Origin of the sequence: Streptomyces sp. NPDC001634 (genome assembly GCF_040298185.1) — a bacterium.
In the GTDB taxonomy this organism is placed as follows: domain Bacteria; phylum Actinomycetota; class Actinomycetes; order Streptomycetales; family Streptomycetaceae; genus Streptomyces.
Map to the genome: position 1 here is coordinate 26,140 of NZ_JBEOZU010000058.1, position 22,972 is coordinate 49,111.

Consider the following 22,972-nt stretch of genomic DNA (forward strand, 5'->3'; position numbering starts at 1 on the left):
TATTCATACGCCAGGGTCCAGATCAACTGAGATTTTCGGCGACCCAGGTGTCTCAACCGTTCTGGTCGCCCCAGGTCACAGCCGCGGCTTCGGACTCGCGGAGGACAACCTCGCCGCGGCGAGTCCCGATCTGCTGCGCGCGATGGTCAAGACCTTCGCAGACGCGCTCATGTCCGCCGAGGCCGACGCCGTCTGCAACGCCGAGTACGGGCAGGTCAGCGAAGAGAGAGTCAACCACCGCAACGGCTACCGCCCGCGCGAGTGGGACAGCTGAGACAGAGGCTTGCCACGCCGAAGTTTCCGATATATCGTTGACGCATCGCGACAGATCAACGATGGAATGGAGTGATTGCGATGCGTTCCCATGGACAGGACTTCGGATTCGAACGACACGGACACCATGGCGGTCCCGGCGGTCCCGGCGGTCCCGGCCGTCGCGGCTGGGGCGGCTTCGAGGGCCGGCGCGGAGCCTTCGGGCCCTTCGGGCCGGGCGGTCCCGGTGGTCCGGGCGGCCCCGGCTTCGGTGGACCGGGCTTCTTCGGGCCTGGTTTCTTCGGGCCGGGCGGCCCGTGGGGCGGGCGCGGCCGGGGCGGGCCCAGGGGAAGGGCGCGGCGCGGTGACGTACGCGCCTCGATCCTGGCCCTGCTCAAGGACCGGCCGATGCACGGCTACGAGATGATCCAGGAGATCGCCGAGCGCAGCGGCGGCACGTGGAAGCCCAGCCCGGGCTCGGTCTACCCCACCCTCCAACTACTGGAGGACGAGGGTCTGATCACCAGTGAGAGCGAGGGCGGCAAGAAGCTCTTCTCACTCACCGAGTCGGGCCGCGCCGCGGCCGACGAGGGCCCCGACGCCCCTTGGGAAGAGGCCTCGCGCGGTGTCGACTGGGAGGCGCTGCACGAGATCCAGCAGGCCGGCTTCGGTCTGATGGAGGCGTTCGGCCAGGTCTGGAAGACCGGCGACAAGGACCAGCGCGACAAGGCCCTGGCGGTCATCAACGAAGCCCGCAAGAAGCTGTACCTGATCCTCGCCGACGAGAACTGACGGCAGGGCGTGGTACGTGACGGCGCCCCGCGGAATCACCTCCGCGGGGCGCCGGTGCGTCTGCTCACTGTTCAGGACACCAGCGCCCCCAGCTTGCGCAGCGACTCGTTGAGGGCGGCCGTCGCCGAGTCCTTCAGCTTGCCCGCCATGAGGGACACCGCCGCACCGGTGAACTCGCCGTCGATGCGGACCGAGGTCGCCTCGCCGTCCGGTGTCAGCGTGTAGCGGGTGGCGACGTTCACGGCCATCGGGCCCTTGCCGCGGATGGCCAGGACGCGCCCCGGCTGCAGTTCGTCGATCGTCCAGACGACCTCGGCCGGGAAACCCATGAGCTTCATGTTCTCCTCGAAGGTCCCGCCCACTTCCAGGGTTTCGGGGCCGCCTTTCGGGAAGCTGGTGTGGGTCGCATTCCACTCGCCGTACGCCGGCCAGTCCGTGAGCTGGGCCCACACCTTCTCGGCAGGTGCCTCGATGCGTGCTTCCGCGCTGACTTCGGCCATGCGACCACCCCTTGGCGTCGGCTGCTGCGCCGGGCGCAGCTACGGTGTCGCAGAACGTAGCCGCAGGGCCTGGAACATTCAATACTGATGAACCGTCAGAAATTGTGCAGGCGGCTCGCGTGTGGGGTGCCGGGCAAGGCGGCGCGCGGTCCATCAGGGGAAACGGCGCGATGTCATCCGTAAGGAGGAGAAGCCGGTCAGTCATCCCCAACCTGTGTCGGACGCGAAAATGGTGCCCGCCGAGGATGACCCGAGCCGCTGCGGCTGATGGGGTAGGGGTGTGCCACCCCGCTATTCCCCGCAATCGGCCGCCGAGCGCGGCACGCACTCCACGGACTCCGATGCCAGGCTCACCGCCGAACTGGCAGCGGTGGTCGCGGGCGCCCGCAGAAGGGCGCTGCGGGACGGCGACCGGCAGATCGACACCGCGCATCTGCTGCACACGCTGCTGGAGTCGGACTTCGAGGTGCGCGCCGTCTTCGACGGTCCGCAGGTCGCACGGCTGCTCGGTTATCTCGTCCAGCGTGCCATCGGCTACGGGCTGCGCTGGCAGAGCAGCGTCGAGGACTCCGGCGCCGTGCCGGTGCTGCGGGAACCGGAGGGCTGGTCGCCGACGGCGGCGAGCGCCCTGGAGGCGGCGTACCGCCGCGCGATGCGACGCGGCGACGCGCGTGCGCGCGGGCTCGATCTGCTCGCGGTGATCGTCGCCGACCCCGAGTCACGAGCCGTCGAGGTCCTCGACCACGCGGGCGTCGACGTACGGTCTCTGCCGGCCCGGATCGAGGCGGCGTCCGCGGTGGGGGAGTACGCGGGCGGATACGCGGGGACAGGCGACACCGGTCGCTGAGCGGCTGGCCCCGCAAGTCGAAGGGGTCTCGAAGTCCAGTTCCTGAGACAGGTGCGTTCGGGGGTGACGCTCATGTCGACGCCTGCCATCATGTGCCGGTGCATACGTCTCAGGGCAGTCAGGGGAACGGTGGAAGGGGCATCGGCCTGGGGCTCGCCCTCACGTCGGCGGTCGCCTTCGGCGGATCGGGTGTCGCGGCCAAGCCGCTGATCCAGGCAGGTCTCGACCCGCTCCATGTCGTGTGGCTGCGGGTGGCGGGCGCCGCCCTCGTGATGCTGCCGCTCGCGGTCCGCCACCGGGCATTGCTGCGCAGTCGCCCCGCACTGCTCGCCGGTTTCGGCCTGCTCGCCGTGGCCGGTGTCCAGGCCTGCTACTTCGCCGCGCTCTCCCGGATACCCGTCGGCGTGGCGCTGCTCATCGAGTACCTGGCGCCCGCGCTCGTGCTCGGCTGGGTGCGGTTCGTGCAGCGGCGGCCGGTGACGCGTGCCGCCGCCGTCGGCGTGGTCCTGGCCGTCGGTGGACTCGCCTGTGTCGTCGAGGTGTGGTCGGGACTGAGTTTCGACGCCCTCGGGCTGCTGCTCGCGCTCGGCGCCGCCTGCTGCCAGGTCGGCTACTTCGTCCTGTCCGACCAGGGCAGCGACGCGGGCGACGAGGCCCCGGACCCGCTCGGCGTCATCGCGTACGGCCTGCTCGTCGGGGCCGCCGTGCTGACCGTCGTCGCCCGACCCTGGACCATGGAGTGGTCCATCCTCGCCGGCACCGCACGTATGAACGGCACCGCCGTCCCGGCCGTCGCACTGCTCGCCTGGATCATCCTGATCGCCACCGTGCTCGCGTACGTCACCGGCGTACTGTCCGTGCGCCGGCTCTCGCCCCAGGTGGCGGGGGTCGTGGCCTGCCTGGAAGCGGTCATCGCGACCGTCCTGGCCTGGGTGCTGCTCGGCGAGCACCTTTTGGCGCCGCAGATCATCGGCGGGGCGGTCGTCCTGGTGGGCGCGTTCATCGCCCAGTCCTCGGCGCCCGCGAAGGGCTCTGCGGAGCCGGTGGCGAGCGGCGGCGCCGAAAGGGAGGTGCCGGCCCGCGAAACGGCCGCATAAAGCACTGATCGTGCGGGGCACGAGTCCGGAGGGCGAACACCTCGCCCACGTGTGACGAGTTGGGGGCCGTGGCGGGCCCCGCACCCCCGGATCACGCCCCGAGCCTGCGCAGCAGATGGTCGCGCGCGGCAGCGTCGAGCGGCGCGCCCCGCCCCCGCCAGCTCGGCCGTGATGCGGTCCTGAACCTCTCTCGCCCTCCTGCCGGCGTATGTGAACTTCGCCCGTACGTCCGTGACTTCCAGCCGCAGGCCCCTGATGCCGGACAGCATGCGGCTGTACGGCCCCTCGCCCACCGCGACCCGGGCGGAGCCGCCTTCCGGCTGGAAGTGGCAGAGCCGGCGGTTCAGCAGGTCCGCCTTCTCGGCCGGGTCGTCCACGACAGGGGCCGTGCACCGTAGCTGCACCGCCGCGTAGAAGCTCGTGGGCTCGCCGTGCTCGGACTGGACAGGCGGCGCCGGACGTTGGGGCGAGCCGGGTGTCCCAGTGCCTCGCCGCGTTCCGCGTCCTATGCGAAGTGCATCGGCTGGACGTACGGCGGTTCGCCCCGCAGGCCGTTCACGGCGAGCTGCCCGAAGTCGTGGGTGGCGAGCCGGCGCTGCCACTCGGCGTCGTCGCGGGGCGCGTCCCAGGGATGGATCAGCATCACAGGACCGCCAGGTAGTCGGGGAGTTCGGTGCCGGGGGCCAGGTCGGCGTCGGCGAGCGGGGTGCCGTACGCCTTGCGGACCGGGATCACACCGGCCCAGTGGGGGAGGGTCAGGTCCTCGGGGTCGTCGTTCACACCGCCGGTGCGCGCCTTGGCGGAGACCTCGTTCAGGTCGAGGCGGATCACTGCGGTGGCGGCCAGTTCCTTCTTGTTGGCGGGGCGGGAGTCGCGCGCGCGGCCCGGCACGACGTGGTCGACCAGTGCGTCCAGGGCCGCCCGCTTCTCCTCGGGGTCGGTGACCTGGTGGGCGATGCCGTGCACCACCACGGAGCGGTAGTTGATCGAGTGGTGGAAGGCCGAGCGGGCCAGGACCAGACCGTCGACATGCGTCACCGTCAGGCAGACCGCGAGCCCCGGGTCCGCCTGGCCCGTCATCCGCAGCGGGCGCGAGCCCGTCGAGCCGTGGACGTAGAGCCGGTCACCGACCCGGCCGTACAGCGTGGGCAGCACGACCGGAGCGCCGTCGCGGACGAAGCCGAGGTGGCAGACATAGCCCTCGTCGAGTATCGCGTGCACCAGTTCCTTGTCGTACGACGCCCGATCCGCCGAGCGCGTGGGGACGGTGCGCTCGGTCGGCGTGTAGGCGGCGGGCGGCGACATCGGCTGCTGGGTCCCCTGCATTTGCGCTCTCCATTGCACTAGTGCATAATCTGCTTTGTGCTAGGAGGATATCCGATCGAGGGTCGGGGCGCAGCAGAGATTGCGGCGAGCGTCGAGCGTGCGGTGGGGGCCGGAGAGCTGGAGCCTGGTCAACTGCTGCCGCCCATGCGGGAGTTGGCGGTCAGGCTGAGTGTGAATCCCAATACCGTTGCGGCCGCCTATCGCATCCTGCGCGAGCGCGGGGTCATCGAGACGGCCGGGCGCCGGGGCAGCCGGGTGCGCCCCGCGCCGGCCACCACGGGGCGGGACCACATTCGCGTGCACGTGCCCGAGGGTGTGCGTGACGTGTCGAGCGGGAACCCTGATCCGGCGCTGCTGCCGCCGCTGGCGCAGGCTTTCGCGGCGGCAGCAGCGCAGGGCGACCGCGCGCCGGTGCTGTACGGAGACGTCCCTGTGGAACCGGAGCTTGCGCGCATCGCACGTGCCGACCTGGATGCCGACGGAGTGCCGGAGGGGCCGCTCGCAGCGGTCTCAGGATCGCTCGACGCCGTCGAGCGCGTCCTCACGGCCCACCTCAAGCCCGGCGACACGGTCGCGGTCGAGGATCCGGGGTGGGGCAGGACCCTCGACCTCGTTCCGGCGCTCGGACTGCGTACGGTTCCGGTCGGCGTGGACGACGAGGGGCCGCTCCCCGAGGGTGTACGCGACGCCCTCGAAGCAGGGGCGCGCGCCCTGATCGTCACGGACCGGGCGCAGAACCCGACCGGTGCCGCGGTGAGTGCCAAGCGCGCGCGTGCCCTGCGTTCCGTGCTCCGGGAGCATCCGGAGACCCTGCTGATCGAGGACGACCACGGCCACGGGATCGTCGACGTGCCCCTCCACCCCCTCGCCGGGTTCACCCGGCACTGGGCCTTCGTACGCTCGGTCGCCAAGGCCTACGGGCCCGATCTGCGCCTCGCCGTGTTCACCGGGGACAGTGTCACCGTCGACCGGGTCCGGGGACGGCAGCGGCTGGGACCCGGATGGGTGAGCCGGGCCCTGCAACGGGCCGTGGTGCGGCTGTGGACCGACGGCGCGGTGGATGCGCGGGAGGTCGCGGCGGCGTACGGAGCGCGCCGTGACGCGCTGATCGGCGCGCTGGCGGAGCGCGGTGTCGCGGCCCACGGCCGCAGCGGCATGAACGTGTGGGTGCCCGTGCCGGACGAGACCGGCGCGGTCGCGCGTCTGCTGCACGCGGGCTGGGCCGTCGCGCCCGGCGCCCGCTTCCGCATGAGCGCACCGCCCGGAATCCGGATCACCGTCTCCACGCTGACGACGGACGACATCGGGCCGCTGGCGGACGCCGTCGCCTCCGCCCTCGGTCCGGTGCCTACCCGCAGCTATGTCTAGCCAGGCTGATTCCGGCGGTCGGCCCTGGGCCTGGACTGGGTCAGTGCCGCGCCCGCCAGCACGATCACCGCGCCGACCGGGGTCGACCAGGCCAGCGACTCGCCCAGGATCGCGACGCCCGCCGCGGTGGCGATGACCGGGATGAAATACGTGACCATCTGGGCCGTCGTCGGGCCGACCTCCGCGACCAGGCCGTACTGCACGAGCACGGCGAGCCCGGTGCCCAGGGCGCCCAGGGCCGCGACCGCGAGCAGCGGGACGAGGGGGAAGCGGCTCGGCAGGGTGGTGAACAGCGGGGTGACCAGGGCAAGTTGGACGGTGGCCAGCATCAGCTGCGCGCCCGTCAGTGACAGATGGGAGTGGCCGGAGCCCGCCAGGGTGCGGCGGACGTAGATCCAGCCCACCGGGTAGCTGAGCGAGGCCAGCAGGGCCATCGCCGTGCCCGTCACATCCAGGCCGTGGAAGCCCTGCCAGGCGCCGAGCACCGTCAGCACGCCCAGGAAGCCGATGCCGAGTCCCGCGCCCCGGTGCCGGGTCGGCCGGTCCTCGGAGAGCGCGACCAGGGACAGGGCCATGCCCCACAGCGGCGAGGTCGCGTTGCAGATACCGGCGAGCGTCGACGGGATCGTCAGCTCCGAGTAGGCGAAGAGCGAGAACGGCAGCGCGTTGAGGAGGAATGCGGCGACCGCGAGATGCCCCCAGGTGCGGGCACCGCGCGGCAGGCGCTCGCGCTTGACGGCCATCGCGGCCGCAAGCACCACCGTGCCGAAGACCAGACGGCCGAGCGTGACCTGGAACGGGGCGTACGCCTCGGTGCCGACCTTGATCAGCAGAAAGCTGAAGCCCCAGATCAGCGACAGGACGCCGAAGCGGATCCTCCAGTCGAAGGCGGCCCGGCGGCGGGGTGATTCAGGGATGGTGGCGGCGGTGGTTCGTTGGGTGGCGGCGGTGCTCATGGCCGTAACGATGGCGCAGTCAACCTCGTAGCACAATCGAGATTTCGCGCTCGATATCTCGTAGCATTGCTTATATGTTGAACCTGGAGCGCCTGCGCACCCTGGACGCCCTCGCCCGGCACGGCTCGGTGAGCGGCGCGTCCGAGGGGCTGCACGTCACGACGTCGGCCGTCTCCCAGCAGATGGCCAAGCTGGAGCGGGAGGTGGGGCAGCAGCTCCTGGCCAAGAACGGCCGTGGGGTGCGGCTCACGGACGCCGGCCGGCTGCTCGCCGATCACGCGGCGCGCATCCTCTCGCAGGTCGAACTCGCCCAGGCCGACCTGGAGGCGCAGCGCGGACAGGTGGTCGGCGAGCTGCGTCTGTCGGCCTTCCCGACGGCCGCGCGCGGGCTCTTCCCGGCCGCGCTCGCGGAGCTACGGGCCGGCCACCCCGCGCTGCGGCTGCGTTCGTGTGAGCTGGAACCCGAGGCCGGAGTCGCGGGCGTGGTGCGCGGGGACCTCGATCTCGCGGTCGTCCTCGACTGGTACAACAAACCGATGCCGCTGCCCGAGGGCCTGGTGAAGGCGGCGATCCTCGACGATCCGGCGGATGTGGCCATGCCCGTCGGGCACCGGCTCGCGGACCGGACGGAGGTGGACCTGGGGGAGTTCGCCGACGACGAGTGGATCACCTGGCGGGAGAGCGACTTCTGCCACGAATGGCTGATGTTCACCCTGCGCTCCAAGGGCATCGAGCCGCGGATCGGCCACCGCGCCGCGGAGACGCACACGCAGCTGGCGCTGGTCGCCGCCGGACTCGGCGTGTGCGTCGCACCGCTGCTCGGGCGCGATCCGATGCCCTCCGGGGTGGTGACCGTTCCGGTACGGCAGCGGGTGCGCCGGCACGTCTACGTGGTGTGGCGGGCCGACGCCGACCGCCGCCCGTCGATCCGGGCGGCGGTGGAGGCGCTGCGGGCGGCCGGAGAGGCCGTGTCGGCAAGCTGAGTCACAGCGAGCCGAGCTTGCGGAAGTCCCAGGAGACGACCTTCGTCGGCGTCAGCCGTATCCACGCGTGGCGGCCGTCGTACGGCATCTCGTCCAGTCCGAAGTTCTTGCGCGCAAACAGCGTTTCGGGGATGTCGAGTTCAGCGCACAGTTCCCCCGTGCGGGGAGCCTCGCCGACGAACTCCGCCGTGCCGGACAGCTCCGCGCCCTGCAACTGCTCGTACTCCTCGCCCGTGTCGACGATGACGGCGATACGAGGATCGCGGCGCAGATCGGCGAAGCGTTTGCTGCGCACGACGGAGTACAGCCACAGCGAGACGCCGTCCCAGGCGAACCACAAGGCGGTGACATGCGGGGTGCCGTCGGCCGACACCGTCGCCACCCGGCAGGTCCGCTGGGTGGTGAGGAAATCGTCCAGCTCACCGGGTGTCATCATGATCTTCCGGCCCCGGCGCTGAGTGTCGGTCATGCGGTCCCCCTCTTCTTCTCCCACGTCGTGCCAGAGAGATCCTCTGACATCACGTCAGAAAAGAATGGAGTGTCTTCCGTTCACCCGCAATGGTCGTTACTCTCGCCCGTCCCGAAACCGACGACAAGAGGGGCCATGCCGTCGTACGAACAACTCAGTGCACTCCTCGACCCCCCGACCACGGTGCTGCTCACCGTCGAGTGCCAGCAGGGCGTGGTGGGCCCGGACAGCGCGCTGCCCGAACTCGCCAAGGAGGCGCGCTCCTCGGGTGCGCTCGTCAACGTGGCCCGGCTGGTCGCCGCCGCGCACGAGGGCGGGGTACAGGTGATCCATGCGATCGCCGAGCGCCGCCCGGACGGCCGGGGCGCAAGCCGCAATGCCCGCCTCTTCCGGGCGGCCGAACGGCTCCCGGTGCAGCAGCTGTCCGGCACCACGGCGGTGCGCGTCGCGGCGCCCATCGAGGTGGCCCAGGAGGACTTCGTCGTACGCCGGCTGCACGGCCTGTCGCCGATCGCGGGCACCGAGGTCGACGCGCTGCTGCGCAACCTGGGCTGCCGCACTCTGATCGTCACCGGAGTCTCGGCCAATGTGGCGATCCCCAACGCGGTGTTCGACGCCGTCAACCGCGGCTACACCGCCGTCGTGCCCGCGGACGCCATCGCGGGAGTGCCCCCCGAGTACACCCCCGCGATGATCCGCAACACCCTCGCGTTGGTCGCCACGGTCGCGACCACGGACGAGGTGCTGGCCTGCCTCAAGCGGCCGCGGCGGACGGGACGTACCTGAGCATCACGACATCTTCATCGTGATCGAGTCCCCGCTCACGGTGATCTGCTCGGCGGGCAGCCCCTGGGTGGCGGGGCCCTTCTTCACGCTGCCGTCGGTGACCGAGAACTCGCTGCCGTGGCAGGGGCAGGTGATGACACCGTTGCTGATGCCGCTCACCGCACAGCCCTGGTGGGTGCACTTGGACGAGAACGCGACGTACTTGCCGGCCGTCGGCTGCGTGACGACGACGCCGTGGTCCTTGAAGATCTTGCCGCCGCCCTCCGGGATGTCGGAGGTCTTCGCGAGGACCGTGCCGCCGGAGCCGGACGACGAGGAGCCGCTCGCGCTCGACCCGCCGCTGCTCGCGCCGGCGCCTGCCTGGGAGCTGGGCGCGTCGGAGACCGAGGAACTCGACGAGTTGTTGTCCGACGAGGAGCACGCGGTCAGCGCGACGGCGAGCCCCGCCGCGCCGACCGCCGCCACGACGGTACGGCGAGCCGGTGCCGGGACGGGCTGAAGCGATTCGCTGGTCATGCTGACGTTCCCTTCGGGGAGGTTTCGTGATCTGTCGAGAGGTACGGTGCGCAGGCACCGGCTGTTCAGACGGTGTCGAGATCTTGACCTCTTCGACATGAGGGGGGCGTAAATCACAGCTGTCGTTCCGCTGTCAGTCGCACGCGCGGCCCCCACGGGTCGCCTCCGGTGCCGGTCAACGCCCCAGTAACCTGGGGCGATGCTCAAGGAAGTCATCGCGACCCGTTACATCACACCGTTGCGTGAGGGCGGTTCGCTGCCGGGGCTCGTCGAGGCCGACGATCTCGGGACGTACGTCATGAAGTTCACCGGCGCCGGACAGGGCCGCAAGACGCTCGTCGCCGAGATCGTCTGCGGCGAACTCGCCCGCCGGCTGGGTCTGCGCGTACCCGGACTGGTCACGATCGGTCTGGACCCGGTGCTGGGCCTCGGTGAACCCGACCAGGAGGTGCAGGAGCTGCTCAAGTCGAGCGGTGGACTCAACCTCGGCATGGACTTCCTCAGCGGCGCGATCGGTTTCGACCCGCTCGCGTTCACGGTCGGCTCCGAGGAGGCCGGGCGGATCGTCTGGTTCGACGCGCTCGTGAACAACGTCGACCGCTCCTGGCGCAACCCCAACCTGCTGATGTGGCACGGCGACCTGTGGCTCATCGACCACGGCGCCACCATGATCTGGCACCACAACTGGCCCGGCGCCGAGGCCTCCGCCACCAGGCCCTACGACGCCTGCGACCACGCCCTTGCGCCCTTCGCACCGGACGTGGCGGGCGCCGCCGCCGAGCTGGCGCCGCTCGTCACCGAGGAACTGCTGGCCGAGGTGACCGCCGGGATCCCCGACGAGTGGCTGACCGGCGAGCCCGGCTTCGACACGCCGGACGCCCTGCGCCGGGCGTACGCGAAGCCGCTGCTCGCCCGCGCCGCCGTCATCCACGAACGTATCCAGGGCATCGGGACCCGTCAGGGGGACAAGTGAGCGAGCGGGTCGTCTTCGAGTACGCGCTGCTGCGGGTCGTGCCGCGGGTCGAACGCGGTGAGTGCATCAACGCGGGCGTACTGGTCTACTGCCGCGCCAAGTCGTTCGTCGCGGCCCGGACGCACCTCGACGAAGGGAAGCTGCTGGCGCTGGACCCGGGCGCGGACGTCGCCGGTGTGCGCGCCGCGCTCGGCGCCGTCGAGGGCGTGTGCGCGGGCGGCGCGGCGGCCGGGCAGGCGGCGCAGGACGACCCCGGGCGGCGCTTCCGCTGGCTGATCGCGCCCCGTTCGACGGTCGTCCAGCCCGGGCCCGTGCACACCGGGCTGACCGCCGATCCGGCGGCCGAGACGGAGCGGTTGCTGGATCTCCTGGTGAGGTAATGGATCACACGCACCGGGTGTGCCGTTGACACCGGGTGCCAGGGCTTCTAGCGTCACGTCTGCTGAAGGTACTAAGCGGTCGCTCACCCGTAGGGCGTACCGTGGGAGCTGCAGACTTTCCGAAGGCGTTCCAGGCTTTCCAAGGGCGAGGAGAACCAGCAATGTCCACCACTGAGCAGCGGGTCGCCGTAGTCACCGGCGGTGCGCGCGGCATCGGCGCCGCCACCGCCGTACGACTGGCCGCCGAGGGCCGTGCCGTCGCGGTGATCGACCTCGACGAGGCCGCGTGCAAGGACACCGTGGAGAAGATCACCGCCGCCGGTGGCAAGGCCATCGCCGTCGGCTGCGACGTCTCGGACGAGGCGCAGGTCGAGGCGGCCGTCGCGCGCATCGCCGAGGAGCTGGGCGCGCCGACGATCCTTGTCAACAACGCGGGCGTGCTCCGCGACAACCTGCTGTTCAAGATGAGCGTCTCGGACTGGGACACCGTCATGAACGTCCACCTGCGGGGCGCCTTCCTCATGTCGCGGGCCTGCCAGAAGCACATGGTCGACGCCGGCTTCGGCCGTATCGTCAACCTGTCCTCGTCCTCCGCGCTCGGCAACCGGGGCCAGGTGAACTACTCCGCCGCCAAGGCCGGTCTGCAGGGCTTCACCAAGACCCTGGCCAAGGAGCTCGGCAAGTTCGGCATCACCGCCAACGCCGTCGCCCCCGGCTTCATCGCCACGGACATGACCGCCGCGACCGCCGCGCGCGTCGGCATGGGCTTCGAGGACTTCAAGGCCGCCGCGGCCACCCAGATCCCCGTGGCGCGGGTCGGCGAGCCGGACGACATCGCCAACGCGATCGCCTTCTTCACGGGCGAAGCGGCCGGGTTCGTCTCCGGCCAGGTGCTGTACGTCGCCGGCGGACCGCTCGACTAGGGCCGGGGGAACAAGGAATCATGACTGCACTGCCCGAACTCTCCGGCAAGGTCGCCCTCGTCACGGGCGCCAGCCGCGGCATCGGCTACGGCGTCGCCGAGGCGCTCATCGCCCGCGGTGACCGCGTCTGCATCACCGGACGCAATGAGGACGCACTCAAGGAGGCGGTCGAGACGCTCGGCGCCGACCGCGTCATCGGCGTCGCCGGCAAGGCGCACGACGAGGCCCACCAGGCCGTCGCCGTCGAGCGCACCATGGAGGCCTTCGGCCGGGTCGACTTCCTGGTCAACAACGCGGGCACCAACCCCGTGTTCGGTCCCATCGCCGACCTCGACCTGAACGTGGCGCGCAAGGTGTTCGAGACCAATGTGGTCTCCGCGCTCGGCTTCGCCCAGAAGACCTGGCACGCCTGGCAGAAGGACAACGGCGGCGCGATCGTCAACATCGCCTCCGTGGCCGGCGTCTCCGCCTCGCCGTTCATCGGCGCGTACGGCATCAGCAAGGCCGCCATGATCAACCTGACCCTGCAGCTGGCGCACGAGTTCGCGCCGAAGGTGCGGGTCAACTCGATCGCGCCGGCCGTGGTGAAGACCAAGTTCGCACAGGCCCTGTACGAGGGCCGGGAGGCGGAGGCCGCCGCGGCCTACCCGCTCGGCCGGCTCGGTGTGCCCTCCGATATCGGCGGCGCCGCCGCGTTCCTGACCTCGGACCAGTCCGACTGGATCACGGGCCAGACGCTGGTCGTCGACGGCGGCATCTTCCTGAACGCCGGGGTGGGCTGACGGACGTCACGACACGGGCGCGGATCGCCGGGATTCATTGACAGAATCCGCGCCGGTGTCGTTGCCACGAGGGTCCACAGGGGGATGACAACGTCGTCATAACGCGCTGGTCACATGCCCCGCCGGAGCACGGTGAACACGGCGGGGCACTGCGGTATGGTCTGCCGACCCCCCTGGTGTGGCAGCTCTAGGAGCAAGGCGTGTCCAACCGGAACCGAAGTCTGCGTCAGCTTGCGGCGATTACGTCCATATCGTTGGTGGCCGGATGTGGTGTCCTGTCATCGAACTCCTCCGATGACAAGGGGCCGATCGTCGTCGGCACCACCAGTTCGCCCAGCACGCTGGATCCGGCCGCCTCCTGGGACAGCTCCTGGGAGCTGTTCCGCAACGTCTACCAGACCCTGCTGAACTACCCGGACGGGGCGACCGAGCCGGGGCCCGACGCCGCCGAGAGCTGCCGGTTCACCGACGGGACCAACCTGACGTACAGCTGCGTCCTGCGTACGGGTCTTACCTTCTCCAACGGGGACAAGCTCGACGCCAAGGCCGTGAAGTACTCGGTCGACCGGATCAGGCAGATCAATGTGCCCGGCGGCCCGGCAGGCCTGCTCGGCAGCCTCGACCAGGTCGAGGTGAAGGGCGACCGCGAAGTCCTCTTCCACCTCAAGGAGGCGGATGCCACCTTCCCGTTCGTCCTGGCCACTCCGGCCATGTCGATCGTCGACCCGGCCGACTACCCGGCGACGACCGTGCGCAAGGACGGCAAGATCACCGGGTCGGGGCCGTACACGCTGCAGTCCTACCAGGAGGGCAAGGAGGCCCAGCTCTCCGGGAACAGCCACTATCAGGGGTACGCCAAGCGGAAGAACGACGCGGTCACCATCCGCTACTTCCAGGACTCCGCCAGCATGGTGGACGCCCTCAAGAGCAAGAAGATCGACATCACCTACCGCGGTCTTGGCGCGTCCGACGTCGTCGCGCTCCAGCGCCACCAGTCCAACAACGGCATCCAGCTCGTCGAGAACTCGGGCATCGAGATCAGCTACCTGGTGTTCAACCCGAAGGACCCGTGGGCCGGCAAGGCCGCCGTCCGCAAGGCGGTGGCCCAGCTCGTGGACCGGGCCGCGATCGCCCACAACGTCTACAAGGACACCGTCGATCCGCTCTACTCCATGGTCCCGGCCGGGCTGACCGGGCACACCACGGGCTTCTTCGACGACTTCGGGGACCCCAGCACTTCCAAGGCCCGCAAGATCCTCTCCGAGGCGGGCATCACCCAGCGCGTCCCGCTGACCCTCTGGTACACCACCGACCGGTACGGCTCCGAGACCGGCCCGGAGTTCCAGGAGCTCAAGCGTCAGCTCGAGGACTCCGGCCTCTTCCGGGTCACCCTCAAGAGCCGTCCCTGGAAGACGTACGTGGAGGGCTACCAGAAGGGCGAGTACCCGGTGTTCGGCCGTGGGTGGTTCCCCGACTTCCCGGACCCCGACAACTACATCGCCCCCTTCGTGGGCCAGCAGAACGCCCTCGGCACGCCCTACCAGTCGCCGGAGATCACCGGTGTGCTGCTGCCGCAGTCCCGGCGTGAGAGCGACCGCGCCAACGTGGTCAAGGAGTTCGAACAGGCCCAGCAGATCCTGGTCGACGACGCCCGGCTGCTGCCGCTGTGGCAGGGCAAGCAGTTCCTCGCGGCGAGCGAGGACATCTCCGGCGGGGAGCGCGCGCTGGACCCGTCGACGATCATGATGCTGTGGCAGCTGTCGCGCAAGACCAGCTGGTAGCCCCGGCGCCGGAAAGGGTTCGGGAGCCGGTTGTCAGTGGTCGCCTGTAGGTTCTGAGACCTGGAAGTGACCGCACATCGGAGGAAGTTGACGTGACCGACATCGCCATGCTGCCGGAGTCCTGGCGGGGCGTTCTGGGCGACGAACTGCAGCAGCCCTATTTCAAGGAGCTCACGGAGTTCGTCGAGGACGAGCGCGCCAAGGGTCCCGTCTACCCTCCGCGTGAAGAGGTCTTCGCCGCCCTCGACGCCACGCCGTACGAGAAGGTCAAGGTGCTCATCCTCGGCCAGGACCCGTACCACGGCGAGGGCCAGGGACACGGCCTGTGCTTCTCCGTGCGGCCCGGTGTGAAGACCCCGCCCTCGCTGCGGAACATCTACAAGGAGATGCAGGAGGAACTGGGCACACCGATCCCGGACAACGGCTATCTGATGCCGTGGGCCGAGCAGGGCGTGCTGCTGCTCAACGCGGTGCTGACGGTGCGCGCGGGTGAGCCGAACTCGCACAAGGGCAAGGGCTGGGAGAAGTTCACGGACGCGGTGATCCGGGCCGTCGCCGGCCGGCCGGACCCGGCGGTGTTCGTGCTCTGGGGGAACTACGCGCAGAAGAAGCTGCCGCTGATCGACGAGTCGCGGCACGTCGTCGTGAAGGGCGCACATCCCTCGCCGCTGTCCGCGAAGAAGTTCTTCGGATCGCGCCCCTTCACACAGATCAACGAGGCCGTGGCCCAGCAGGGGCACGAGCCGATCGACTGGACGATTCCGAACCTGGGGTGAGATCCGGGGTGGGGCCGGGCCGTGGTCCGTCCCCACCCCCGCCGGCCACCGGTTGCCGCGCGCCGTCACCGTCTTGGCCCAGCGCCGTACGGAGCCGCCTGAGCCCGATTGTCGGTGGGGGCGGTTAGCGTCGTGGATGGGGGTACCTCCGCTCGAGCGAAGCCGAGAGTGGGGGAGGGCGACGATCGTGGAGGACACGGTGGCGAAGCGACAGGAGCAGGCGGCGCCGGACGCCTTCATGACCCGGATCGGTCAGGTCGTGATGCTGCACCACGGCGGCGACCGCGAGGAGGCCCGGGACCGCTTCCTGCGGCTGTGGGCGGAGATCGGTGAGGACGGCGACCCGCTGCACCGCTGCACCCTGGCGCACTACATGGCGGACACACAGGACGACCCGGTGGACGAACTCGCCTGGGACCTCAGAGCGTTGTCGGCCGCCGAGGAACTCACCGGCGAGCGCCTCACCGAGCACGACGGAGCGCTCGCGGTACGCGCGTTCTACCCGTCGCTGCACCTCAGCCTGGCCGCCGACTATGTGAAGCTCGGCCGCTGCGAGGCGGCCCGCGTCCATCTGGGCCGGGCACGCGGCGCGGTCGGTGCCCTTGGTGCCAACGACTACGGCGACGGCATCAGAGCGGCGATCGGCCGCCTGGAACGCCGGCTCGCGGCGGAGGGCCCGATGGGCGGCGCCCCCGAGCCCGGTCCCTTCGACGGACCGGGCGGCGAGACACTGGGGCCGCCAAGACAGCGGCCCTGAGGGGCTCGGCGGCGGTGGGACGCCGGCTTCGGCGGGGGTCTGCGGATGCCGGGCGGCGGCCCCGGAGGCCGGGGCGCGGGGACAGCGGCTCCGGCTCAGGGAAACGCTCCGGTTCTGCCTCCGTGGGTCGTACGAGCCGCGGGCTCACCGCCCGTAGGTGCTCCGGCAGATGGTCGCCTCGGGGCTGTCCGGTTTCCACCCTCCGTATGTGCGGCCGAGCGCGCACACCTCCGCGTTCCTGGGGAACACCTCGGGGACGGTCGGCGGCACCTCGATGCGCGGGGCGGGCCGACCCGGTTTCGGGTGCGGGGCCGCGGGCGGGCGGTGCGGGGCTGCCGGCCACCCCGTGCTGGCGGGCCGAGGGGTATGCCGCCGGGCGGCGGCGGACGGCGACGGGCGGTCGGAGGGCTGGACCATCTCCAGTGCCTCCCGCGCCGGAGCCTGGACGACACGGGGTTCGCTGCTGCCGTCCGCTCGTGGTGCCGGGGGCCGTGAGGGGGCGGGCGGCGGTCCGGGCACGGCCGGGTGCCGGATGGTCACACAGCCTGTGAGGGCCGAGACGGCCACGGTGACCAGGAGCGTTGCGGTCGTCGTTCGATGCACCCGCGCAACTCTGCTGGCTCCGGCCCGTTTTGGGGAGGGGACAGGCGGAGGATGCCCCGCACGGGTGATCTCCGCCCCCGTGCGGAGGGCGCGGGCCCGCCGCAGGTGACGTCAGTCTCCCGTGGCCCCGTCGATCCGCTCGCGGATCAGATCCGCATGGCCGTTGTGCCGGGCGTACTCCTCGATCATGTGGGTGTAGATCCAGCGCAGGCTGTAGGGCTCCTCGGCGAACCTGCTCGGGCCCCGGGAGAGGTCGTCCAGGCCGAAGCCGGCGGAGTGGCGCCGGGCCGTCTCGATCTCCGCCTGCCAGGTGGTGTACGCCTCCTCCCAGGTGTCGGCCTCGGTGAGGTGGAACTCACCGTCCCGGTCCTCGTCGCTGTAGTAGATCGGCCCCGGGTCGTCACCGACCAGGACCTTGCGGAACCAGCCCCGCTCCACCTCCGCCATGTGCCGCACGAGTCCCATCAGGGAGAGCTCGGACGGCTCCACCGAGGCGGTCCTGAGCTGGGCGTCGGTGAGGCCCTGGCACTTCCACGCGAGCGTCTGTCGGTGGTAGTCGAGCCAGCCTTCGAGCATGGCGCGTTCGTCGGCGTTCTGGGCGGGTTCACGGCGATCGACAGTCATGTCCGCATCCTGGCCCATCCCGCTCATCGCCACCAGCGGTTTCGACGGCGACCGCTCAGCCGCCCAGCATTCCGTCGAGCAGCTCCCGCAGGCTGCTGCGCACCTTGTCCAGGGTGGGCACCTCCGTGGTGAAGGAGCCGGCCACGCACGAGAACATCAGCCCATCGGCCCAGGCCACCAGCGACAGCACATGCCGGGCCGGATCGGTCGAACCCACGGCCGTGACCAGCGCGGTGAGCTGGTCCCGGAAGCGGGCGCCGGCCGCGTCGAAGTACTGCCGCAGCTCGGGCCGACGGGTCGCCTCCAGAGCCAACTCGTAGCGGGCGAGGGTCAGTTCGCGGTTGCGGGTCAAGGAGCGATGGGTCGCCAGGGCCAGACCGTCCACGAGTGCGCCCAGCCCGCCCTCGGGGGCGGGCATCTCGTGCAGCGCAAGCACTCGTGCCTCCCGGTCGGCGAGGCGTCGCACCGCGAGCTCCAGCAGCGCCAGGCGTGTCCGTGCGAGGTTCGAGGTAGAGCCCTGGGGCAGCCCCGCCGCCTCGTCGACCGCCCGGTGCGTCAGCCCGCGCATACCGCGCTCGGCGAGCAGGGCCAGGGCGGTGTCGGCGATGAGTTCGGCGCGAGAGGAGCCGGTGGAACGTGCGGACATGGAGGTCAACCTACCCGTGCAACTACATCCGTAGTACAGTCGCCGCATCGCCTCACTACATATGTAGTGATTGGTGGTCGAGCACCGGCGCGCCCAGGAGGAGCCATGGCACAGTCGTCACACGCCGTCGTCATCGGCGGCGGCATCGGAGGCCTCACCGCGGCCACGGCCCTCCATCTGCGCGGCCTGCGGGTCACCGTGCTCGAGCGGGCCCGCTCCCTGAAGCCGGTCGGCGCGGCGATCTCCCTCGCCCCGAACGCCCTGCGCGCCCTGGACGTCATCGGCATCGGCGACGAGATCCGCGACCTCGCCGCCTGGCAAGGGGACGGCGGCCTGCGCACCCCGTCCGGCCGTTGGCTCTCCCGCACCAGCGCCGCCGCCGCGGCCGAGCGCTTCGGCGGGCCGCTCGTCCTGCTGCACCGGGCCACCCTCATCAACAGCCTGGCCGCCCGAATCCCGTCGGACTCCATCCGTACGACCGCCGCCGCGACCCTCGCCGACCCGGGCGACGCCCGCCGCCCGGCCCGTGTGACCACCCCGGACGGCGAGCTGGAGGCCGATCTGGTCGTGGCCGCCGACGGCATCCGCTCCGGTGTACGCCGGACGCTGTTCCCCGGCCACGCGGGGCCCGTCTACTCCGGATTCACCACCTGGCGGGTCGTGATCCCCGTGCCCGGCGTCGAATTCGCCGCCCACGAGACCTGGGGCAGGGGCCGCATCTGGGGCACGCACCGGCTCAAGGACGGCCGGATCTACGCGTACGCCGCAGCCGTCGTGCCCGCGGGGCAGCATGCGCCGGACGACGAGAAGGCCGAACTCGTACGGCGCTTCGGCGACTGGCACGAACCGATCCCTGCCGCCCTCGCCGCCGCTCGCCCCGAGGACGTCCTGCGCCACGACGTCCACCACATCGCCGAACCGCTCCCCGCCCACCACCGCGGCCGGGTCGCCCTGGTCGGCGACGCCGCGCACGCCATGCCGCCGACGCTCGGCCAGGGCGGCAACCAGGCCATCGAGGACGCGATCGTGCTCGCTCACCATTGCGACGACCTCACCGCCTACACGGCGGCCCGGCTGCCCCGTACGACGGCCATCGCCCGCCAGGCCGTGAGGATCGCCCGGCTCAACATGATGAGCAACCGCGTCGGGATCGCCGTACGCAACACCTCGATGGCCGCTCTGTCGAAGGCGGGACCCGCGCTGTTCCTGCGCGGCTTCGACGGCATCGCCGACTGGCGGCCGCCGCATCGGCCGTATGCTTCCGATGAGGCATCCGTCGGCAACCGCTAGGAGACCCCGTGAAGGTCGGCTGCATCGGACTCGGCGACATCGCGCAGAAGGCCTATCTGCCGGTGCTCGCACTGCAGCCGGGGATCGAACTGCACCTTCAGACACGGACGCCCGCCACACTCCACCGCGTCTCCGACAGCCTTCACCTTTCCCGGGAGCAGCGGCATGTCGGCCTGGACGCGCTCCTCGCCCAGGACCTCGACGCAGCCTTCGTACACGCGCCCACCACTGCCCACCCCGAGATCGTCACCAGGCTCCTGGATGCAGGTGTACCGACGTACGTCGACAAGCCCCTGGCCTACGAACTCGCCGACTCCGAACGGCTGGTGCGGCTCGCCGAGGAGCGGAACATCTCTCTGGCGGTCGGCTTCAACCGGCGGTACGCACCGGGGTACGTACAGTGCGCCGACCATCCGCGCGATCTCATCCTGATGCAGAAGAACCGCATCGGACTGCCCGAAGAACCGCGCACGATGATCCTCGACGACTTCATCCACGTAGTCGACACTCTGCGGTTCCTCGTGCCCGGCCCGATCGACGACGTGACGGTCCGGGCCCGGGTCGAGGGCGGGCTGCTGCACCACGTGGTGCTCCAGCTGGCCGGTGACGGATTCACCGCGCTCGGCGTGATGAACCGGCTGAGCGGTTCGGCCGAGGAGATCCTGGAGGTCTCCGGGCAGGACACCAAACGGCAGGTGCTCAACCTCGCCGAGATCATCGACCACAAGGGTCAGCCGACCGTGCGCCGGCGCGGAGACTGGGTGTCGGTGGCCCGGCAGCGCGGCATCGAGCAGGCTACGATGGCCTTCCTCGACGCGGTCCGCGCGGGCAAGGTGCTCAGCGCCCGTGACGCACTGGCGACTCACGAACTGTGCGAGCGGGTGGTAGCTGCGGTGCAGGAGCGCCCCGTCGCACTCTGACGGCCCGGAAGCCCTCGGCCGCACACAGCCCGGCCAGTATCAGCAGGGCTGCGTCCAGCGGCCAGTCGCCGTAGCGGACGTACGGCGTGACCCCGTGGGCGAGCGGGATGTCGTACACCGCCGACGTGCTCCTGTCGGTCCCCAGCCAGGAGCCGATGCGCTCGCCGGTCGGGCCGTAGACGGCGGAGACACCGGTCAGCGTGGCGTGCACCATCGGGCGGCCGGTCTCCGCGGCACGCAGCGCGGCCAGCGAGGCGTGCTGCTCCGGCGCCCAGCTGTGCTGGAACGTCGACGTCGACGACTGGGCGAGCAGCACCTCGGCACCGTCCTCGGCCAGATGGCGGCTCATGTCCGGGAATGCGGACTCGAAGCAGACCATCGGGCCGACGCGGAGCCCGTGCCCCACGTTCATGACCACCTGCTCGGTGCCACGCCTGCGGTCCTCGCCGGCCGCCTTCCCCACGGAGGTGGCCCAGCCGAGCACGGACCGTGCCGGTATGTACTCGCCGAACGGGACGAGCCGCATCTTGTCGTAGCGCTCCCCCGTCGGGCCGTGCGGGCCGATGAGCACGGAACTCTTGTAGATGCCGGGGCGGTCGGAGCGGCGCGCGTCGACATTGACGAGTATGTCGGCCTTCACCAGCCGGGACAGCGCCGCGACCCGGTCGGCCAGATCGGGCCGCTGCGCGAGGTCGTAGCCGATGCTGCTCTCACCCCAGACGACCAGGTCGAGGTTCTGCCCGGCGAGCCCGCGGGTCAGCTGCTCCTCGCGGTCGAAGCGTTTCATGCCGCTGTCCGTGCCGTCGACGATCCCGGGCTGGACGACCGCGATCCGCACCCGCCCGTCGACGTCGGGGCGCGGCGCCCAGACCCAGGCCGCCGAGGTCGCGGCGGCGGTGGCGACGAGGCCCGCCACGGCAGGGACGCGCACCGCGCGCACCGACACGAGCATGGCGAGGGCGACGTTCACGCCCACGACCAGGAAGCTCAGCAGCCACACCCCGCCGACCGAGGTCAGCCGCAGTGCGGGCTGCACCTGCCACTGGCTCGACCCGAGCAGGGCCCAGGGGCCGCCGAGTCCCTGCCAGGAGCGGACGAGTTCGACCATCAGCCAGCCGGAGGGCAGTACGAGGAGGGCGGCGCCGAAGCGCCGCGGTGAGGGCACGTCGGCCAGGAAGTGCCGCACCAGCCAGCCCCAGGGCGCCCACAGCGCGCCGAGCAGCGCCGCGATGACGAACAAGAACACGTTCAGGCTCGGCAGCAGCCAGTGGTGCACGGCCACCATGAAGCCGAACCCGCCGAGCCAGCCGTCGTACGCGGCCTGCTTTCCGGTCGGGGCGGAACGCACCAGCAGGATCCACGGGACCAGCGCGATGTACGCGAACCACCACCAGGACGGAGCGGGGAAGGCGAACACCGGCAGCGCACCCGCCAGTACGGCGGCGGCTCCGCGCCACCAGCGGGAGGTGAGCCAGTCGCTGGGCATCCTCATACGGCGCATCCCTCCCCTGCCATGTCTCCAGTGTGCGCGCCGGGGAAGATCTCCGACAGAGGGCGTGGGGGCGTGCGGGGAGGGAGCGCGCTCAGGTGGCCGCGTCCTGCCGGGGCGGGTGGGGCGTCCGGCGCCACTTCTCCCGGACGACCACTTCCCGCAGCCGCCAGCCCTGGTCCGTGCGCAGGAACGCGAACGCGTACCGGCCGCCGCAGACGAAGTCCGGCTCTGACATGCCGCCGTCCTGCCCCGAGAACCGCATCGGATTGACATAGTCGGCCTGGACCCGGGCCGTGTCACCGACGTCCTGCGCCAGGGCGCCGAAGCGTACGCGCCGGTTGACGATCAGATGCTGGCGCATCGGAAACAGCCGCATGGTCTGTTCCAGCCACCCGGCGACCTGCCCGGCATCACCCTCGATCCCACCCGCCGAGCGGTAGTCGGCGCGTCCGTCCGCCGTGAACAGCAGTCGGTACGCCTCCCAGTCGCCGTCGTCGACGGCCACCGCGTACTCGGTGACGAGTCCGTCGACGGCCAGCCTGTCCATCACAGTAGCGAGCTCCACGCGCTGGGTCATCGGCTCAGTGTTGGGGACGGGGGTTGCACAGCCAAGAGGTGTGCAGGGGGTTTCGGCCCGCTGGGATCGTTGCTCGCGCGGCCGCGACGTCCGGGCGCGGTGGGCGAGGAGCGTCAGGTGGTCGCCATCAGAAGCTCCTCCCCGTGCGACGTGCGAAGGCCATCGGTCCTGCCTGCGAAGTAGCGCCGGTTGAGCATCGCCGCCGACACGGGCGTTCCTGAATCCTGCGGTGCGGGCCGGCGCCGGCACGTCCGACGGGGTGAAGAAGCTGACAAAGGGTGTCCCGGCCGCCTGGCCGCCTTGCTCCGAGGCCTGGCGTCCGGCGCGGTCCTCCTCTTCGAGGAGCTCCAACGGAGGCATGAACGTCATGGCGAGCGTGGAGCCCGGGGCGAGCGAGGCGAGCCGACGCAGCGTGGCGGTGTTCGCGTCCTTGGTGAGGTACATGCTGACGCCGGTGGAGGCCACCACCGCCGGGCGGTCCGCGTCGCATCCGGCTGCCGGGAGGAGGCGGTGGACGCCCTGACGGTCTGCCGCCAAGGAACCGGGCCTCGACGGT

The 22,972-nt window shown here is 70.9% G+C and carries 25 protein-coding genes and 3 pseudogenes; 16 read left to right on the forward strand and 12 right to left on the reverse strand.

Features of this window, described 5'->3' with window-relative positions:
- Positions 1-61 precede the first annotated feature (61 nt).
- Both ABT186_RS31390 and ABT186_RS31395 read left to right on the forward strand, forming a co-directional pair.
- A pseudogene (locus tag ABT186_RS31390) lies at positions 62-271 on the forward strand (transposase); the annotation flags it as partial.
- Positions 272-354: 83 nt separating this feature from the next.
- Positions 355-1,044 (forward strand): PadR family transcriptional regulator, encoded by a 690-nt coding sequence (locus tag ABT186_RS31395; protein ID WP_351231890.1) that lies wholly within the window; start codon positions 355-357, stop codon positions 1,042-1,044.
- A gap of 71 nt (positions 1,045-1,115) precedes the next feature.
- Here the strand turns inward: ABT186_RS31395 and ABT186_RS31400 are convergent, their stop codons facing one another.
- On the reverse strand, positions 1,116-1,544 hold the full coding sequence (locus tag ABT186_RS31400; protein WP_351229794.1) for a type II toxin-antitoxin system Rv0910 family toxin: 429 nt from the start codon (positions 1,542-1,544) through the stop codon (positions 1,116-1,118).
- 280 nt (positions 1,545-1,824) lie between these two features.
- Here ABT186_RS31400 and ABT186_RS31405 point away from each other — a divergent pair, with 280 nt between their 5' ends.
- Positions 1,825-2,391 (forward strand): Clp protease N-terminal domain-containing protein, encoded by a 567-nt coding sequence (locus ABT186_RS31405; protein ID WP_351229796.1) that lies wholly within the window; start codon positions 1,825-1,827, stop codon positions 2,389-2,391.
- 92 nt (positions 2,392-2,483) lie between these two features.
- Positions 2,484-3,488, forward strand: coding sequence for an EamA family transporter (locus ABT186_RS31410; RefSeq protein WP_351927929.1), 1,005 nt, complete (start codon positions 2,484-2,486; stop codon positions 3,486-3,488).
- A 91-nt stretch (positions 3,489-3,579) separates the two neighbouring features.
- Here the strand turns inward: ABT186_RS31410 and ABT186_RS31415 are convergent.
- Both ABT186_RS31415 and ABT186_RS31420 read right to left on the reverse strand, forming a co-directional pair.
- Positions 3,580-4,131, reverse strand: a pseudogene (locus tag ABT186_RS31415) (FMN-binding negative transcriptional regulator).
- Positions 4,131-4,814: a pyridoxamine 5'-phosphate oxidase family protein gene (locus ABT186_RS31420; protein ID WP_351229800.1), complete on the reverse strand. Its 684-nt coding sequence runs from the start codon at positions 4,812-4,814 to the stop codon at positions 4,131-4,133. The pseudogene ABT186_RS31415 and the gene ABT186_RS31420 overlap by 1 nt, the downstream one beginning before the upstream one ends.
- A 36-nt stretch (positions 4,815-4,850) precedes the next feature.
- On the opposite strand from ABT186_RS31420, the gene ABT186_RS31425 reads away from it, so the two are divergent.
- Entirely contained in the window at positions 4,851-6,182 is a 1,332-nt protein-coding gene (locus ABT186_RS31425; protein ID WP_351927931.1) for an aminotransferase class I/II-fold pyridoxal phosphate-dependent enzyme, read from the forward strand.
- On the opposite strand, the gene ABT186_RS31430 is transcribed toward ABT186_RS31425, so the two are convergent.
- Entirely contained in the window at positions 6,179-7,138 is a 960-nt protein-coding gene (locus ABT186_RS31430) for a DMT family transporter (protein WP_502973377.1), read from the reverse strand. The genes ABT186_RS31425 and ABT186_RS31430 overlap by 4 nt on opposite strands.
- Positions 7,139-7,212: 74 nt before the next feature.
- Here ABT186_RS31430 and ABT186_RS31435 point away from each other — a divergent pair, with 74 nt between their 5' ends.
- On the forward strand, positions 7,213-8,121 hold the full coding sequence (locus tag ABT186_RS31435; RefSeq protein WP_351927935.1) for a LysR family transcriptional regulator: 909 nt from the start codon (positions 7,213-7,215) through the stop codon (positions 8,119-8,121).
- Between the two features lies 1 nt (position 8,122).
- On the opposite strand, the gene ABT186_RS31440 is transcribed toward ABT186_RS31435, so the two are convergent.
- Positions 8,123-8,590 carry a pyridoxamine 5'-phosphate oxidase family protein gene (locus ABT186_RS31440; RefSeq protein ID WP_351229807.1) on the reverse strand — a complete coding sequence of 156 codons (468 nt, stop codon included), beginning with the start codon at positions 8,588-8,590 and terminating at the stop codon, positions 8,123-8,125.
- A gap of 135 nt (positions 8,591-8,725) precedes the next feature.
- Here ABT186_RS31440 and ABT186_RS31445 point away from each other — a divergent pair, with 135 nt between their 5' ends.
- Positions 8,726-9,376 carry a cysteine hydrolase family protein gene (locus ABT186_RS31445; protein ID WP_351229809.1) on the forward strand — a complete coding sequence of 217 codons (651 nt, stop codon included), beginning with the start codon at positions 8,726-8,728 and terminating at the stop codon, positions 9,374-9,376.
- A gap of 3 nt (positions 9,377-9,379) precedes the next feature.
- Here ABT186_RS31445 and ABT186_RS31450 read toward each other — a convergent pair whose 3' ends face one another.
- Positions 9,380-9,892 (reverse strand): Rieske (2Fe-2S) protein, encoded by a 513-nt coding sequence (locus tag ABT186_RS31450; RefSeq protein WP_351229811.1) that lies wholly within the window; start codon positions 9,890-9,892, stop codon positions 9,380-9,382.
- Positions 9,893-10,091: 199 nt separating this feature from the next.
- Here ABT186_RS31450 and ABT186_RS31455 point away from each other — a divergent pair, with 199 nt between their 5' ends.
- From ABT186_RS31455 to ABT186_RS31485, 7 genes are all read left to right on the forward strand, one after another.
- Entirely contained in the window at positions 10,092-10,865 is a 774-nt protein-coding gene (locus tag ABT186_RS31455; RefSeq protein ID WP_351229813.1) for a HipA family kinase, read from the forward strand.
- The gene (locus ABT186_RS31460) at positions 10,862-11,245 is read left to right on the forward strand and encodes a DUF3037 domain-containing protein (protein ID WP_351927937.1); all 384 of its coding nucleotides are present in this window, start codon (positions 10,862-10,864) and stop codon (positions 11,243-11,245) included. The genes ABT186_RS31455 and ABT186_RS31460 overlap by 4 nt, the downstream gene beginning before the upstream one ends.
- Before the next feature lie 161 nt (positions 11,246-11,406).
- On the forward strand, positions 11,407-12,168 hold the full coding sequence (gene fabG / locus ABT186_RS31465; protein ID WP_351927939.1) for a 3-oxoacyl-ACP reductase FabG: 762 nt from the start codon (positions 11,407-11,409) through the stop codon (positions 12,166-12,168).
- 20 nt (positions 12,169-12,188) lie between these two features.
- A complete protein-coding gene (locus ABT186_RS31470; protein ID WP_351229818.1) occupies positions 12,189-12,950 on the forward strand; it encodes an SDR family oxidoreductase in 762 nt (253 codons plus the stop codon).
- 200 nt (positions 12,951-13,150) lie between these two features.
- A complete protein-coding gene (locus ABT186_RS31475; protein WP_351229820.1) occupies positions 13,151-14,731 on the forward strand; it encodes an ABC transporter substrate-binding protein in 1,581 nt (526 codons plus the stop codon).
- 92 nt (positions 14,732-14,823) lie between these two features.
- Positions 14,824-15,507, forward strand: coding sequence for a uracil-DNA glycosylase (locus ABT186_RS31480; protein ID WP_351229822.1), 684 nt, complete (start codon positions 14,824-14,826; stop codon positions 15,505-15,507).
- A 199-nt stretch (positions 15,508-15,706) separates the two neighbouring features.
- On the forward strand, positions 15,707-16,264 hold the full coding sequence (locus ABT186_RS31485; RefSeq protein WP_351229824.1) for a hypothetical protein: 558 nt from the start codon (positions 15,707-15,709) through the stop codon (positions 16,262-16,264).
- Between the two features lie 144 nt (positions 16,265-16,408).
- Here the strand turns inward: ABT186_RS31485 and ABT186_RS31490 are convergent, their stop codons facing one another.
- The 3 genes from ABT186_RS31490 to ABT186_RS31500 form a co-directional block, all read right to left on the reverse strand.
- Entirely contained in the window at positions 16,409-16,867 is a 459-nt protein-coding gene (locus ABT186_RS31490; RefSeq protein WP_351229826.1) for a hypothetical protein, read from the reverse strand.
- Positions 16,868-16,978: 111 nt separating this feature from the next.
- Positions 16,979-17,491 (reverse strand): DinB family protein, encoded by a 513-nt coding sequence (locus tag ABT186_RS31495; RefSeq protein ID WP_351229828.1) that lies wholly within the window; start codon positions 17,489-17,491, stop codon positions 16,979-16,981.
- A 55-nt stretch (positions 17,492-17,546) separates the two neighbouring features.
- Positions 17,547-18,137, reverse strand: a complete 591-nt coding sequence (locus tag ABT186_RS31500) for a TetR/AcrR family transcriptional regulator (protein WP_351229830.1) — start codon at positions 18,135-18,137, stop codon at positions 17,547-17,549.
- Between the two features lie 105 nt (positions 18,138-18,242).
- Here ABT186_RS31500 and ABT186_RS31505 point away from each other — a divergent pair, with 105 nt between their 5' ends.
- The gene (locus ABT186_RS31505; protein ID WP_351927941.1) at positions 18,243-19,427 is read left to right on the forward strand and encodes an FAD-dependent monooxygenase; all 1,185 of its coding nucleotides are present in this window, start codon (positions 18,243-18,245) and stop codon (positions 19,425-19,427) included.
- Between the two features lie 8 nt (positions 19,428-19,435).
- Positions 19,436-20,347, forward strand: a complete 912-nt coding sequence (locus tag ABT186_RS31510; protein ID WP_351229834.1) for a Gfo/Idh/MocA family protein — start codon at positions 19,436-19,438, stop codon at positions 20,345-20,347.
- On the opposite strand, the gene lnt is transcribed toward ABT186_RS31510, so the two are convergent.
- From lnt to ABT186_RS31525, 3 genes and pseudogenes are all read right to left on the reverse strand, one after another.
- Complete coding sequence (lnt, locus tag ABT186_RS31515; RefSeq protein ID WP_351927943.1) at positions 20,265-21,839, reverse strand: apolipoprotein N-acyltransferase; 1,575 nt, start codon at positions 21,837-21,839, stop codon at positions 20,265-20,267. The two genes, ABT186_RS31510 and lnt, sit on opposite strands and share 83 nt — an antisense overlap.
- A 91-nt stretch (positions 21,840-21,930) precedes the next feature.
- A complete protein-coding gene (locus ABT186_RS31520; protein WP_351927945.1) occupies positions 21,931-22,416 on the reverse strand; it encodes a nuclear transport factor 2 family protein in 486 nt (161 codons plus the stop codon).
- Positions 22,417-22,529: 113 nt separating this feature from the next.
- Positions 22,530-22,920, reverse strand: a pseudogene (locus ABT186_RS31525) (class I SAM-dependent methyltransferase); the annotation flags it as partial.
- Between the last annotated feature and the right edge of the window lie 52 nt (positions 22,921-22,972).

Coding starts and splice junctions, on each gene's coding strand:
- ABT186_RS31520 (WP_351927945.1), bottom strand. CDS start 22,416: ATGACCCAGCGCGTGGAGCTCGCTACTGTGATGGACAGGCTGGCCGTC.
- ABT186_RS31455 (WP_351229813.1), top strand. CDS start 10,092: ATGCTCAAGGAAGTCATCGCGACCCGTTACATCACACCGTTGCGTGAG.
- ABT186_RS31500 (WP_351229830.1), bottom strand. CDS start 18,137: ATGTCCGCACGTTCCACCGGCTCCTCTCGCGCCGAACTCATCGCCGAC.
- ABT186_RS31400 (WP_351229794.1), bottom strand. CDS start 1,544: ATGGCCGAAGTCAGCGCGGAAGCACGCATCGAGGCACCTGCCGAGAAG.
- ABT186_RS31445 (WP_351229809.1), top strand. CDS start 8,726: ATGCCGTCGTACGAACAACTCAGTGCACTCCTCGACCCCCCGACCACG.
- ABT186_RS31420 (WP_351229800.1), bottom strand. CDS start 4,814: ATGCAGGGGACCCAGCAGCCGATGTCGCCGCCCGCCGCCTACACGCCG.
- ABT186_RS31440 (WP_351229807.1), bottom strand. CDS start 8,590: ATGACCGACACTCAGCGCCGGGGCCGGAAGATCATGATGACACCCGGT.
- ABT186_RS31450 (WP_351229811.1), bottom strand. CDS start 9,892: ATGACCAGCGAATCGCTTCAGCCCGTCCCGGCACCGGCTCGCCGTACC.
- ABT186_RS31495 (WP_351229828.1), bottom strand. CDS start 17,491: ATGACTGTCGATCGCCGTGAACCCGCCCAGAACGCCGACGAACGCGCC.
- fabG (WP_351927939.1), top strand. CDS start 11,407: ATGTCCACCACTGAGCAGCGGGTCGCCGTAGTCACCGGCGGTGCGCGC.
- ABT186_RS31430 (WP_502973377.1), bottom strand. CDS start 7,138: ATGAGCACCGCCGCCACCCAACGAACCACCGCCGCCACCATCCCTGAA.
- ABT186_RS31435 (WP_351927935.1), top strand. CDS start 7,213: ATGTTGAACCTGGAGCGCCTGCGCACCCTGGACGCCCTCGCCCGGCAC.
- ABT186_RS31395 (WP_351231890.1), top strand. CDS start 355: ATGCGTTCCCATGGACAGGACTTCGGATTCGAACGACACGGACACCAT.
- ABT186_RS31470 (WP_351229818.1), top strand. CDS start 12,189: ATGACTGCACTGCCCGAACTCTCCGGCAAGGTCGCCCTCGTCACGGGC.
- ABT186_RS31505 (WP_351927941.1), top strand. CDS start 18,243: ATGGCACAGTCGTCACACGCCGTCGTCATCGGCGGCGGCATCGGAGGC.
- lnt (WP_351927943.1), bottom strand. CDS start 21,839: ATGAGGATGCCCAGCGACTGGCTCACCTCCCGCTGGTGGCGCGGAGCC.